The following is a 13,239-nucleotide window of genomic DNA, read 5'->3' as shown; positions in this document are numbered from 1 at the left end:
AAAAGTATTTCTGAAGTATACAAAAACGGACATCTATGTAAAGAAATCATATCATTTGTTGGGGGATTTAGTTGATCAGGTATCAAGAGAGTATAATATTAAAGTAGACAATAAGGATAATCTTATTTGGCATCTGCATAATACGGCACATCTTCATCGTCAGGAATTATCTACAGAGTTTATCCTATTTGATCAAAAGGGCAATACAATCAAGAACTTTCAAAATATTTTTCCTCGATTTGTTTCCGATGTAAAAGAAGGGATTCTGCATTACTTACAGACTTTGGATATTGATAGTAGTTCAATGAAAGTCAATCATTTGGCCTATACGTTTATCACCCATAGCAAACACTTAGTGCTAAATCTTTTACAAAATCAACCTAAATTAAAGGTTTTGGTTATGAGTAATTTTGACCAGTATCATGCAAAATCAGTAGCGGAAACTCTTTCTTATTATTGTAGTAACAATTTTGAACTTGAAGTTTGGAATGAATTAGAATTATCCATTGATTCTTTAAAAGAATCACCGTATGATATTATTATTTCTAATTTTATTATTCCTCCTATTGAAAATAAGAGACTGATTTATTGCAATAATATTAATACAGTCACTCTAATCTCTCTCCTTAACGCGATGATGTTTATTCGATTAGACGAGTAACTTAGTTTATGTTTATAACAAATTAATATCCACCGGCTAAGTGAAGCGCAGAATGCGGCTTAAAACATAGTAAAAAACGAATGACGTCAAAGGTTTTTAAAAATTCTGTTTTTCCATTTTGTTTAGTTGGTCTAAACCATTTTCTAAACCTTTTCACTTTTTGGGGGTATAAAAAAATTGAGAAACATTGATAACTCAACATTTCATTACACTTTCAATTTCACGGAACAAATACGGAACAATACGCACAAAAAACCTTGGTTTTCCAAGGCTTTTTGTGCATAAAAAAATGCCCCCTACAGGGCTCGAACCTGTGACCCATAGATTAAGAGTCTACTGCTCTACCAACTGAGCTAAGGAGGCATTTGTACTTAAGAGTACTTAACTAGTATACTACCATCCCTACTGTAAATCAAGGGAATTTTTTAAAGAAATTTGTCTTTCATCAGAGATTATTGTATCGAAAAAGCCCTCTAAAATTTCATAAGAGGGCTTTCCTTATTCCAACCCCAGACTCACTTTCAGTCCTTCGTTAATGGTTTTCATAAATTCTGCATCCACTTGCGTAATTTTCTCAAGAATTCGAACTTTGTCAATTGTGCGTAATTGTTCAAGTAAGACAACAGAGTCTCGTTCGAACCCAAATTGGTCTTTTTTGATTTCAATATGCGTTGGAATGTTAGCTTTTGTATTCTTTGCTGTGATTGCAGCAACGATGACAGTTGTGCTAAAGTGATTCCCAATATCATTTTGAATAATGAGAACGGGGCGTTTTCCTCCTTGCTCACTACCAATCACTGGAGACAAATCTGCTAAAAAGACATCTCCCCTTAAAATCTTATCAACCATTGATATACTCCCTTTTCACGCGATCAGAGATGATACAAATGACTTCATAAGCAATTGTATCTGCACGTTTAGCTAATTCAATTGCTGTAATTTCCTCTTCTTTGTTTTTCCCTAGAAGAGTAACCTTTGTGCCGACTGGATATTCATGAGGCAGGCGAATCATACATTGATCCATACACACTCTTCCAATAATAGGACAGCGAACTCCATCTACAATGACCTCTCCTTTATTGTAGGCGCGAATATAACCATCCGCATATCCTACTGGTAAGGTAGCCACCCATTGAGGTTCTCTAGCTGTATAGGTTGCCCCATAACTCACCGTATCCCCAATTTCCAGTTTCTTCACTTTGACCATCTCGGTTTCCCATTGCAGGGCTGGAGTTAGATGTTCTTCATCTTCAATGCTTAAGTCTCCATTAGAAGGATTAATGCCATACAAACCAATGCCGTACCGGATAATATCACTATCTCCGGCACTATGCCAAATTGCATAAGCCGAATTGGAGCAATGAATGTGAGGAGGTCTTTCTTCCAATCCCTCAACCATGCCATTGAATTTTTCTTCTTGTTTTGCTAAATGTGCGGTGTCTTCTTCATCCGCTGTCGCAAAATGGGTAAACATTCCTTCGAATTCGAATGGACCTTTTCGTAACACAGCCTCAACTGCGATTAATTCTTTTTCATTCACGACGCCAATACGACCCATTCCCGAATCTACAGCAACATGTACTTTTAAGGCTTCCTCCGTTAATAGTGGAGCAGCTTTTTCGAGCCATTCTACAGAATCGACCGCAGCAGTAATGTGATTTCTTGCTAATAGTGGCGCGTCTTCCACTCGGCTTAATCCAAGTATTAAGACAGGCTCTATAATTCCTGCTTCTCTTAACGCCAAGGCCTCATCTACATTTGCGACACAAAATCCCTGAACCCCTGCTTCTAAAGCAGCTTTAGCAACAGGAATCATACCGTGTCCATATGCATTCGCCTTTACAACTGCATAGACTTGTTTGGAGGGGGTTAATTTAGACTTTAGTTTAGAAATATTTTGTTTAATAATTGATAAATCCACTACAACTCTCGTGTTTCGATGGATTGCTTCTAACATGATGGTTCATTCCTTTTTTAATTGGATTCAAGTACGACAACGGCATAGGCATCATGATTCGTATGCGTAATCGATATCCATGTTTGATGAGAATAGCGTTCACATACAAGAACCGGTTTTCCTGTGGCATCATTCAACACTTCAATATCTTGAAATGAAACATGCTGTCCAATTCCAGTCCCAAGTGCTTTGGCATAAGCTTCTTTAGCCGCAAATCGTCCCGCAAGGAATTCCACTTTTCGTTTAAAAGGGAGCGTATGATATTTTTCCAACTCTTTTGGTGTTAACACTTTTTCCAAAAAAGATTTAGGTTCTGCTACGATTTTTTCAATGCGTGACAATTCTACCGCGTCCAACCCAAGTCCCTTAATCGCCATCCGTTTGTCGTCTCCTTCATTATGATTCATTCCTATATTTTAACAAATTTACCATCATTTGTCAGAAATTTGAACAATTCCTAAGAATTCCATAATCCAGACCACAAGATAACTTCACCAGCTTTTAGAGAAGACTGTACATCAATAATGCGCTGATTACTGCTCCCCCTAAATTGCAAGGTCAAATCTTTTTTAGCGAGTTCAAATCGTCCATCTACCAAAATATCAATCAAACTTAATAATTCTAACTTATCTTCAGTTTCTTGCATCAGCTCTTCCCAAGTATATCCTGTCCAAGACCAAATATCTTTGGTATTTCCATAAGCTTCCCGTAGCGCCTTTACTAAAGACAGACAAACTCCTGTATTTAAGAAAGGTTCACCACCCAGAAGCGTCAACCCTTGGCAATAGGAAGCTCCAACATCTGAAACAATTTGCTCTTCTAACTCTTTAGTATATGATATTCCGTAATTAAAATTTTGAGCGATCACATTATAACAGCCTTCACAGGCAAAGAGGCAGCCACTCACATAAAGTGAGCAGCGTACCCCTTCCCCATCTACAAAATTATACGGTTTGTAACTGGCAATTTTCCCTTTGGAATATTGCTCACTCGTCCACTCCTTTGGTTTTGGATTATTCATTCTCCATCACTCCTAAAGCGTAGCGTTCTTTGAGTTTTGGCATATGTTTCACACGAGAAGAAATTTCCACATGACGTCCATGTACCATTGGACGCGCTTGTGGGTTTCCTAAGTATCCGCAAGTCCGTTTTACGACATCACACGTTTGTGGATCATGGTTTTTACATTGCGGGCATTCAAATCCTTTAGCAGTTGGGGTAAATTCACCATCGTATCCACATTTATAACAATGATCAATTGGGGTATTCGTTCCAAGATATCCCACTCTATCATACGCATAATCCCATACGGCTTCTAAAGCTTTTGGATTTTGTCGAAGAACCGGGTACTCACAGTAGTGAATAAATCCGCCCGAAGAAAATACTGGGTAATCTTTTTCAAAATCAATTTTTTCAAATGGTGTTGGATTTTTACGTACATCATAGTGGAAACTATTCGTATAATACTCTTTCTCGGTGATATCTGGTACCAATCCAAATTTTTCGATATCGAGTTTGCAGAAACGATCGGTCAAGCTTTCACTTGGAGTCGCATAAACACTGAAATGATAACCGTATTCATCACCCCATGCATCGGTATGCGACTTCAGTGCTTTTACAATCTCTAGAGTAAACTCCTTCGCCTCTGGATTCGTTTCCCAATTTGGACCAAAGAATGCTGTTGCAGCTTCGTAAAGTCCAATATATCCTAAAGAAACAGTTGCACGACGATTTCTAAAGAGAAGATCTACTGCTTCCCCATCTTTCAAACGTTGTCCAAACGCCCCATAGTGATATAACACAGGCGCATTATCTCTTTGCGCTTCCTTACAACGTTCAACACGGTACGTTAATGCGTCCTTACAGATTGCTAGTTTCTCTTCGAAAATTCCCCAGAATTTGTCAATTGACCCTTCTGCTTCTAGCGCAATTCGAGGGATATTTAGAGTGACCACTCCCAAATTCATTCTGCCATCATTCACTTCTTGTCCATTTTCATCCTTCCATCCTTGTAAGAATGAACGGCAACCCATTGGCACTTTAAAACTACCGGTTAATCGAACAATTTGATCATAGTTTAATACATCTGGATACATCCGTTTTGTAGCACATTCTAACGCTAACTGTTTAACATCATAATTTGGATCTGTTTCTTCCAAGTTTATCCCACGTTTTAACGTGAAAACTAGTTTAGGGAAAATCGCCGTTCTCTTCTCCTTGCCAATTCCTTCCATTCTTACTTGCAGGATTGCTTTTTGAATAGAACGTTCAAAACGACTCGTTCCAAGTCCAAAGCCTAAAGTTGTAAAGGGAGTTTGCCCTTGAGAAGTATAGAGTGTATTAATTTCATACTCTAACGATTGCATCGCATCATAAATATCTTTTTCCGTTTTTTTCATTGCAAAAGCTTCTTGACGGGCCACTCCCTCAATCCACTCCTTGGCATCCGCCAAATGTTTTTGATAGTTTAATTCTGCATAGGGAGCCAATAATTCATCGACACGATTGGCCGAACACCCTCCATATTGGCTACTTGCGACATTCGCAATGATTTGAGCCATTTGAGCAGTTGCTGTTTGAATCGATTTTGGAGACTCTACCTCGGCATTCCCAATCTTGAATCCAAGTCCTAACATATGTTCAAAATCAATTAAGCAACAATTAGTCAGTGGCATATATGGATGATAGTCTAAATCATGATAATGAATATCCCCTTTTAAATGCGCATTGGCAACATGAGGCGGCAATAGTTTTAATCCAATAATCTTTCCAACTGTACCCGCAGTTAAATCCCTTTGCGTATTAAAAACTTTACTATCTTTATTCGCATTTTCATTAACCACGCTTGCATCTTTATTCGTTAATCGAGACAGCGCCCATTGGAAATCTAGTTGATTTTTTCTACGTAAATCACGATCCACTCTATATGAAATATATGCCTGTGCTAGTTCAGATTCCCCATCTTCAATTAAAAAATGTTCAATAATACTCTGAATTTCATAAATTTGAATAGTCTCACTAAATCTTCTTGAAATTTCTTGGAGAACTTCGTCTACGATTCGATTCAATTCCGCTTCTCTTTTAGCATCCATTTCTCCATTTAACTCTGTTTCTGCTTTAAAGATTGCTCGTTCAATTTTTTCCTTTTGAAATTCAACTTCCCGACCATCTCTTTTTGTAACTAATAAGGTCTTCAATTCTTGTACACACATCACAATCCCTCCTCGAAACTCTTGAATCTATTTTATCATGCTGAATTTAAAAATCAACCCCTAAAACACAATATATTGTGTTTTAGAGTCTTTATAATTTACAACATATAGTGTGCGAAGTTAAAAAAACTCCCTGACACTTCTGTCAGAGAGTCTAAATTGCTTTATTTTTGTGCGTTTTTAACAGATTCTACCATCTTATCCCAAACGTTTTCCATATCTTGTACCAGTTTTAATTGTGTACGTGCTCGGTCCAAGTTTTGTCCTGGACGATTGGTTTGGTAGTAGACATCGCCATTGATGTAGTCCGTTAAGAAACGAATCCCTTGTTCCAGCGTGATCACGCGAGCACCCCAAGGTAAGTATTCGAGTTCGGCTTCGGTTAAGATTCCGTTTGTTCCTTCGATAAAGCCTTTTACATACGTTTCGTATAAATCAAAATCGAAGTTCACTTTTGTTAAATCGGATTCGTCCTCAGCGCAGTCATTAGCACCAAAACGAATCGAATCCCCAAAATCAAATAACACCAACCCTGGCATAACCGTATCAAGGTCCACGATGCATAGTGGCTCTTTCGTTTGGCTATCGAACATAATATTATTTAATTTTGTATCATTATGCGTTACACGAAGAGGCAATACGCCTTCATCTAGCAAATCATATAGTAAGAAGCAATCTGCTTTACGATCTTGAATAAAGTCGATTTCTGCTTGAATCTCTTTTACTCTGCCTACACGATTTTCTCGGATCGCTTCTTCTAATTGGCGATAACGATTCCTTGTATCGTGGAATTGTGGAATCACTTCTACTAACTGGCTTGCATCGAAGTCATTTAAATCATAGGCGAAGCGTCCAAATGCTTTTGCAGTAATATAAAACTGCTGCGGATTTTCTACTTTGTCTAATGAATAACTATTTTCCACTGAATCATAAATTCGCCAGTAAGACCCATTATCCAAGTTCGCCGTTAAATGCCCCTCTTTGTTGCGAATCACACGAAGCGTTTCACGAGAAGCGTCACGTCCTTCTGCTTCATATTTTTCACGTAGATAGCTTGTTACTTTCTCAATATTTTCCATTAATCCATGTACATTCGGAAAAATATGATGATTAATCGCTTGCAATACATATTGCTTTTCTTTATTTTCATGTGTATGAGTAATTTGATAAGTTTTATTAATTAATCCATTCCCTAAAGGTTGAATCTCTACAAACTCTCCTGGTAGTTCATAATATTCATACGCCACTTTGGCATCCTTTAATGGATTTTCTACTACTGTCATTCCTTTTTCTCCTTTAGCAATTTACAAATAATACATTCCCATTGTACCGCTTCCAAGACTAAAAAGGAAGATATAATGCAAAAAAACATGCAGAAGAACACATCGGTTCCTCTGCATGAATCATTGATAAAAATATTATCTATTCTCCATAATCGCATCAATTAAGCCATATTCTAAAGCTTCTTGTGCAGTCATGTAGTTATCACGATCTGTATCTTTTTCGATACGAGATAATTTTTGGCCTGTTTGTTTTGCCAAGATTTTATTTAAACGTTCACGTGTTTTTAGGATTTGACGCGCTGCGATTTCAATTTCTGTCGCTTGCCCTTGTGCTCCTCCTAAAGGTTGGTGGATTAAAATTTCAGCGTTTGGTAAAGCAAAGCGTTTGCCCTTTGCACCCGCTGTTAATAGGAATGAACCCATTGAAGCTGCTAGACCCATCGCGATGGTTTGAACGTCTGCTTTAATAAAGTTCATTGTATCGTAGATGGCTAAACCTGCTGTTACGCTTCCCCCTGGAGAGTTAATATACATGTAAATATCTTTTTCAGGATCTTGTGCATCTAAAAATAATAATTGAGCGATAATCGCATTTGCCATGTCATCATGAACGGGTCCACTCACCATAATAATACGGTCTTTTAATAAGCGTGAATAAATGTCATAAGCACGTTCTCCACGTGAAGACTGTTCAATAACTGTTGGAATTAAATTCATACTACTTCCTCCAAATCTAATATTTGTTTAAGTCTACTTCAATAGTCAATAAAGGTCAATTTATATGCTTCCTAATTAATAAATCTAAAAATCTTATCCCAAATTTCTTTAGAAAAAATATCGAGAGGATTTTTACCTTCACCAAGAACTGCATATCCAATCATTAAACCAAGAGCAAATAAGATGATGGCAATGACAAGGAAAACTAAAATACGCAATAAAGCAGTAAATAGTAAATTTCGACTATTCTTTAATTGTTCTTTCATGATTCTTCTGTCCTTTCATCATCAATCATATGCGCAGTTGGATTCATTACCACTTTCTTCGCACTAAAAATTCTACGAATTGCAGCAAAAATGCCTCTTTCAGATTTAATTCGATTTAATAAAATTCCTGTTCCAATTGCCACGCTTTGAAGTGGATTTTCTGCAATCATCACTGGAACCTGAAGTTTCTCAGAGAGCATGCGATCAATCCCATTAATCAAGGCGCCTCCACCGGTAACCATCACACCACGTTCGATAATATCTCCAGCTAATTCTGGAGGAGTTGACTCAAGAACAAGTCTTGCTTCTTCTCCAATGGTATCTAACATTTCTTTTAGACAATGATAGATTTCATTTGTATAGATTGTCACTGTTTTTGGAAGTCCAGTCGTCATATCTCTTCCTTTGACAATCATATCAGATTCATTTTCAACTTCTACTGCACTTCCAAGAGACATCTTAATCGCCTCTGCAGTTCGTTCTCCAATGATTAATTGATACTTGTCTTTAATATATTCGGAAATCGCAAAGTCCATATTGTCACCCGCTAATTTAATCGAGCGACTTGTCACTGTTGAGCCCATTGATAGAACGGCAATATCACTCGTTCCACCACCAATATCAATTACCATATTTCCAATTGGTGAAAAAATATCTAACCCTACTCCTACAGCTGCCACTTTTGGTTCTTCTTCTAAATAGATATTTCTTCCACCACATTTAATCGCTGCTTGAATAATCGCCTTTTGTTCTACGGTCGTAATATTAGTGGGCGTGCAAATTAAAATATCGGGTTTTGAAAACCAGCTGTTTAAGTTTAATTTTTGCATGAATAATTCTAATAATTGCTCAGTAACCGCAATATCCGCTATTACTCCACCTTTTAATGGATGATGAACATTGATTTCTTTTGGAGTACGTCCTACCATTTGATAGGCTCGTTCTCCGACTGCAATCACTTCTCCAGTACGCTCATCTAAAGCAACTAACGAAGGTTCATTTAAAATAATCCCGCGATCTTTTAGAAACACTAAAATATTCGCAGTTCCTAAGTCAATACCAATATCTCGAAGCATGAAAGTCTCCTCTCTTATAAATATTCCTTTGATTTAAATCCATTTTTAAAAAGTACAAGGACATAGGAGCCTACTAAAAATGCGGCTGCCAATCCTAAACTATACTGAATAACACCTAAAATTCCATATTTATCGACATTCAAGAAGAAATAAGGGAACGGTCCATCCGGGTTATTTCCAATGGGGATTCGTGTAATTAACGCAATCGCAACAGAAATAATTGCATACGCCAATGGTAAAATCGTCCATACAAATGGGTCCCACCACTTATAGCAATGTCCTTTGTCAAATAGTGCCCAATCTAACAATGCTCCATAAGGAACAATATAATGCACTAGAAAATTTTCTATCGTCCAAAATTCTTCAGGTGTTTTTAAAGGAGCTAGCATAAAATGGTACACCAGTCCTGTTAGAAGAATCGCAACGGTGATTCCACCTTTTAAGCGAATATCCCACTTACTCCAATGGCCTTCCTTACGGTATTTTAACAGTAAGTAAATTAGAAAAATAACTACTAGTAAATTAGATTGATTGGTGTAATAACGAATAGAATGCCATCCATGGAGAAACATCTCCATTAAGAATCCCACTAAAGCGCATATAGCAATGACCCCTTTAGAAATTAAACTTAGTTTCAAAAATATTTCTTTGTTCATTCCATTCCTCTTTCTAAAGACACTAATTCTCTTTATTATAGCATAAATGCTACAACAGTCGGTATTAATAGCCTAAACAAAAAGGGCCGGCACTCGCCAACCCTTATTGGTATACTAGATTAACTTCTTCGATGATTGATTAAATCATGTGGACTCACTACTGGAGTCGCATTCACCCACCTTGCAAAATTACGAAGTGGAATATACAGAATATAATAAATCACGATATTGAGCATTAGCGTCGCCCCTAATCGTTCCACTAAAAACTCGTTCCAGCCCATGCTGACAACGCCTCTTAGCGCATATACGAAGTAAACAGAAACTTCTGTCAAACTTAAGAAGAACACTAAAGCTAATCCTAATGTAAATGGATTTTGCAAAATATTCGTACGTACTAAACGAATCACTCGCACAATGACCGCAAATATTCCCATATAGATTCCTAGAATTCCCGCGTAATAACTATCTACTAAGAATCCTGCAATCACTGAAAACCAAAACATCGCCTTATGGTCAATCATAAAATTCAGCAATACAACTGCAATGATAATAATTCTTGGAGTTAAACTATAGCCAGAGCGCAGAAATAAAGTTGAAAAATGATTCGTCAATACACCGTCTACTAGGAAAGCTAGAATAAAGACAAACAATACCCAATAAACTCTTCTGGAGTTACGCATTATTGCCCCTCACTTTCGCTTGTACGAATGACTACTGTTACATAACGAACATCATTCGTATCTGCTGCTGGACGAATTTTCACTTCTTTATATAACCCAAAACGATCCATTGCCACTTCTTCAACAGTTCCGATATATAGCGAGTTTGGAGAAATGCCGCCAAGACCACTCGTCACAACCTTATCCCCTACTTTAATATCCTGAGTAGCTTGAATTTGGCTCATAACAAGCATATTTGTCTTTTCGTCATATCCGGTAATGGTCCCGTAGATTGGTTCTTTTTCATTTTGAATCATCGCCGCAACACGAACTAAAGTATTATCAGCATTCGATAACAAGGCAATACGTGCGCTTGTAGGATTCACATCTAAAACTTTTCCTACTAAACCATTATCACTCATGACAGACATTTGAGGTTGAATTCCATCATTTGATCCTTTATTAATCGTAATCACATCACGCCAAGTGTCTGGATTACGCGCAATGACAGTAGCATTCACTAATGTATAATCATTCAGCGTATCTTGCAATTTCAGCGTTTCTTTCATTTTTTGATTATCACGTTTTAACTCATTCAATTGAACCTCTAATTCATGAATGGTATCGATTTTTTGTTTTAAGGATTGATTTTCCTGATACGTATTTGATAAATCACCCACACTATCAATAAAATCATTAATACTATTTGCTGGATAAGAGACTAATCTTCCAAGAATATTGGTTACATCATTAACACCTTGAGTCACGATATTACTTCCGTAAGTAACGGAATACATGATTAATGCTAATGCAACAATGATTCCGATTACCCAACCAATTAGTTTCTTATTTGAAAAAATTGGATTCACATCATCACTCCTCTATTAAATTATTCAACGGACTCTATTTTTTCATTAATGATGGATTCGCTAGAATAGCTCCTGTTCCTAATGCCACACAATCTAGTGGATCATTGGCAACAAACGCTGGCACTTGCGTTTCCTTAGAAATCATCTCTGCAAGATGACGAAGCATTGCTCCCCCACCTGTCAGAACGATCCCATGATCAATAACGTCCGCAGAAATTTCTGGCGGTGTTTGTTCTAACACATCTTTAACAGCATCTAAAATTTGATGAATAATCTCACTCATCGCAATTGCAATTTCTTTAGCGGGAACTTCTACTACTCGTGGAAGACCTGTTACCATATCACGTCCACGAACTTGCATACTTCCTTGCGCTTTTTCGACAGAAGCAGATCCTAATTGAATCTTAAGTTCCTCTGCTGTACGCTCACCAATCAGTAGATTATACGTTTTACGAACATGCTGGATAATAGCTTCATTGAGCTCATCTCCACCTACACGAATCGAACGACTATTTACGATTCCTCCTAAAGAAATCGTTGCTACGTCCGTTGTTCCTCCACCAATATCGACAATCATGCTTCCTGTTGGATCCGTAATTGGCAATCCCGCTCCTACTGCTGCTGCAAAAGGTTCTTCCACAACATATGCTTCCTTCGCTCCAGCATATTTAGTAGCATCTAAAACGGCTCTTTTTTCAACGTCCGTGATTCCGCTTGGTACACAAATGATGACCACTGGTTTAAAAAATGAGCGGCCAACAATCGATTGGATGAAATATTTTAACATAGCAGTTGTCGTATTATAGTCTGCGATTACACCATCTTTCATTGGGCGTAATGCTACGATATTTTCAGGCGTTCTCCCAATCATTTCGAAAGCCGATTTCCCTACTGCGATAATTTCTTCTGTAACGATATTTTTTGCAACAACGGAAGGTTCACGTGTGACAATTCCTTCATCTTCAAGATAAACAATCGTGTTAGCTGTTCCTAAGTCAATTCCGATATTTTGTGCTTTAAAATTAAATGCAACCACACTGTTTCCTCCTTAGATAATTCTTCTACAGACTTGGCTGTAAGAATTCTATTCTAGTATAGCAGAATTTAGCTTTTTATTCTTGTATTTTATAGATTTTTAGGAAACTTTTTTATTTCGTAATATTAAAACGTTTTCTGTAACACTTTAGTGATTTTTCACGGATAAAAACCTTTCGGTTAAAAAGCTGAAAGTCAACGAGAAGGTACTTCGTAAGTTTTTGAATTGAAAAACTACGAGCACTTTCGGATATCTTCATAGGAACAGCAATAGCTATACCGGAACGAGCCTCGGTCTCATTTCCTATCGAGCTTCAAACTGACTCTAGGCAATGAATTTCCAGAGCCAGTAATTCACATCGATTATGACTGTTATTGTTATTCCTATAGAATCCGAAGGCTCTTCGTTTTTCAACAAGCGATACGCTATGTTTCTCCCATTCCAGCGAAGGGCGCTTATGACAGAAAATTCACCAAAATTTTGAAACGGATTTACAAAATAAAAAAATTTAAGCATAAAAAAATTCTTGAAAGGGGGAACAAAAAAAGCAGCTCGGTCAGAGAGCTGCTTCGATAACGAAATTGTTAACATATTCGATAACGGTAAAGAAATTAATGACTAGTAAGAAGATGCCTAAACCAATAATAAAAAATTCCATGATGTTTCTCTTCAAATTTAATTCAAGTGTACTAAAGTTACGTTGGTGCGTCAACTAAACGATCGAACAAAAATACCATATATGATATTTTTGACCTTACTTTCTATTTTTGCGCACAAAAAACCACCGGAAAGTGAAGTGCACCCCAAAAGTTAGACACAAAATCTAACTTTTGGGGTGTTTTTATTA

14 protein-coding genes and 1 tRNA gene are annotated in these 13,239 nt (G+C 37.2%); 1 reads left to right on the top strand and 14 read right to left on the bottom strand.

The window, feature by feature from the left end; translation table 11 throughout:
• Positions 1-661, top strand: a 661-nt coding sequence (locus Q0594_RS00165) for a M protein trans-acting positive regulator PRD domain-containing protein (RefSeq protein WP_298729010.1), incomplete at its 5' end; no start/stop codon positions are given.
• 290 nt (positions 662-951) lie between these two features.
• Here Q0594_RS00165 and Q0594_RS00160 read toward each other — a convergent pair.
• The 14 genes from Q0594_RS00160 to Q0594_RS00095 all read right to left on the bottom strand — a co-directional run bounded on the left by Q0594_RS00160 (position 952) and on the right by Q0594_RS00095 (position 12,392).
• A tRNA-Lys gene (locus Q0594_RS00160) sits at positions 952-1,024 on the bottom strand.
• A gap of 135 nt (positions 1,025-1,159) precedes the next feature.
• Positions 1,160-1,510: a type II toxin-antitoxin system PemK/MazF family toxin gene (locus tag Q0594_RS00155; protein WP_298729009.1), complete on the bottom strand. Its 351-nt coding sequence runs from the start codon at positions 1,508-1,510 to the stop codon at positions 1,160-1,162.
• Complete coding sequence (gene alr, locus Q0594_RS00150; RefSeq protein WP_298729008.1) at positions 1,503-2,618, bottom strand: alanine racemase; 1,116 nt, start codon at positions 2,616-2,618, stop codon at positions 1,503-1,505. The genes Q0594_RS00155 and alr overlap by 8 nt, the downstream gene beginning before the upstream one ends.
• Positions 2,619-2,635: 17 nt before the next feature.
• A complete protein-coding gene (gene acpS / locus Q0594_RS00145; protein ID WP_298729007.1) occupies positions 2,636-3,025 on the bottom strand; it encodes a holo-ACP synthase in 390 nt (129 codons plus the stop codon).
• Positions 3,026-3,075: 50 nt separating this feature from the next.
• The gene (gene nrdG, locus Q0594_RS00140) at positions 3,076-3,639 is read right to left on the bottom strand and encodes an anaerobic ribonucleoside-triphosphate reductase activating protein (protein WP_298729006.1); all 564 of its coding nucleotides are present in this window, start codon (positions 3,637-3,639) and stop codon (positions 3,076-3,078) included.
• Positions 3,632-5,830: an anaerobic ribonucleoside-triphosphate reductase gene (gene nrdD / locus Q0594_RS00135; RefSeq protein ID WP_298729005.1), complete on the bottom strand. Its 2,199-nt coding sequence runs from the start codon at positions 5,828-5,830 to the stop codon at positions 3,632-3,634. The genes nrdG and nrdD overlap by 8 nt, the downstream gene beginning before the upstream one ends.
• A 164-nt stretch (positions 5,831-5,994) precedes the next feature.
• On the bottom strand, positions 5,995-7,113 hold the full coding sequence (locus Q0594_RS00130) for an aminoglycoside phosphotransferase family protein (protein WP_298729004.1): 1,119 nt from the start codon (positions 7,111-7,113) through the stop codon (positions 5,995-5,997).
• Between the two features lie 135 nt (positions 7,114-7,248).
• On the bottom strand, positions 7,249-7,830 hold the full coding sequence (clpP, locus tag Q0594_RS00125; protein ID WP_278578601.1) for an ATP-dependent Clp endopeptidase proteolytic subunit ClpP: 582 nt from the start codon (positions 7,828-7,830) through the stop codon (positions 7,249-7,251).
• A gap of 71 nt (positions 7,831-7,901) precedes the next feature.
• Complete coding sequence (locus Q0594_RS00120) at positions 7,902-8,096, bottom strand: DNA-directed RNA polymerase subunit beta (RefSeq protein WP_298729003.1); 195 nt, start codon at positions 8,094-8,096, stop codon at positions 7,902-7,904.
• Entirely contained in the window at positions 8,093-9,172 is a 1,080-nt protein-coding gene (locus tag Q0594_RS00115) for a rod shape-determining protein (protein ID WP_005606964.1), read from the bottom strand. The genes Q0594_RS00120 and Q0594_RS00115 overlap by 4 nt, the downstream gene beginning before the upstream one ends.
• Positions 9,173-9,186: 14 nt before the next feature.
• Positions 9,187-9,828, bottom strand: coding sequence for a Pr6Pr family membrane protein (locus tag Q0594_RS00110; RefSeq protein ID WP_298729002.1), 642 nt, complete (start codon positions 9,826-9,828; stop codon positions 9,187-9,189).
• A gap of 119 nt (positions 9,829-9,947) precedes the next feature.
• Positions 9,948-10,508, bottom strand: coding sequence for a rod shape-determining protein MreD (mreD, locus tag Q0594_RS00105; protein WP_298729001.1), 561 nt, complete (start codon positions 10,506-10,508; stop codon positions 9,948-9,950).
• On the bottom strand, positions 10,508-11,356 hold the full coding sequence (mreC, locus tag Q0594_RS00100) for a rod shape-determining protein MreC (RefSeq protein ID WP_005606967.1): 849 nt from the start codon (positions 11,354-11,356) through the stop codon (positions 10,508-10,510). Before mreC ends, mreD begins: the two co-directional genes overlap by 1 nt.
• A 34-nt stretch (positions 11,357-11,390) precedes the next feature.
• Positions 11,391-12,392 carry a rod shape-determining protein gene (locus Q0594_RS00095; RefSeq protein ID WP_298729000.1) on the bottom strand — a complete coding sequence of 334 codons (1,002 nt, stop codon included), beginning with the start codon at positions 12,390-12,392 and terminating at the stop codon, positions 11,391-11,393.
• Positions 12,393-13,239 lie beyond the last annotated feature (847 nt).

This window comes from uncultured Granulicatella sp., from assembly GCF_938030755.1.
In the GTDB taxonomy this organism is placed as follows: domain Bacteria; phylum Bacillota; class Bacilli; order Lactobacillales; family Aerococcaceae; genus Granulicatella.
Note: the sequence above shows the minus strand (reverse complement) of the source record. Positions and strands in the feature narration are given on the sequence as shown.

What these genes read in the sequence shown, in the direction of transcription:
- Q0594_RS00115 (WP_005606964.1), bottom strand. Translation starts at nt 9,172, where the DNA reads ATGCTTCGAGATATTGGTATTGACTTAGGAACTGCGAATATTTTAGTG.
- Q0594_RS00155 (WP_298729009.1), bottom strand. Translation starts at nt 1,510, where the DNA reads ATGGTTGATAAGATTTTAAGGGGAGATGTCTTTTTAGCAGATTTGTCT.
- Q0594_RS00120 (WP_298729003.1), bottom strand. Translation starts at nt 8,096, where the DNA reads ATGAAAGAACAATTAAAGAATAGTCGAAATTTACTATTTACTGCTTTA.
- nrdD (WP_298729005.1), bottom strand. Translation starts at nt 5,830, where the DNA reads ATGTGTGTACAAGAATTGAAGACCTTATTAGTTACAAAAAGAGATGGT.
- clpP (WP_278578601.1), bottom strand. Translation starts at nt 7,830, where the DNA reads ATGAATTTAATTCCAACAGTTATTGAACAGTCTTCACGTGGAGAACGT.
- Q0594_RS00110 (WP_298729002.1), bottom strand. Translation starts at nt 9,828, where the DNA reads ATGAACAAAGAAATATTTTTGAAACTAAGTTTAATTTCTAAAGGGGTC.
- mreD (WP_298729001.1), bottom strand. Translation starts at nt 10,508, where the DNA reads ATGCGTAACTCCAGAAGAGTTTATTGGGTATTGTTTGTCTTTATTCTA.
- alr (WP_298729008.1), bottom strand. Translation starts at nt 2,618, where the DNA reads ATGTTAGAAGCAATCCATCGAAACACGAGAGTTGTAGTGGATTTATCA.
- Q0594_RS00130 (WP_298729004.1), bottom strand. Translation starts at nt 7,113, where the DNA reads ATGACAGTAGTAGAAAATCCATTAAAGGATGCCAAAGTGGCGTATGAA.
- acpS (WP_298729007.1), bottom strand. Translation starts at nt 3,025, where the DNA reads ATGAATCATAATGAAGGAGACGACAAACGGATGGCGATTAAGGGACTT.
- nrdG (WP_298729006.1), bottom strand. Translation starts at nt 3,639, where the DNA reads ATGAATAATCCAAAACCAAAGGAGTGGACGAGTGAGCAATATTCCAAA.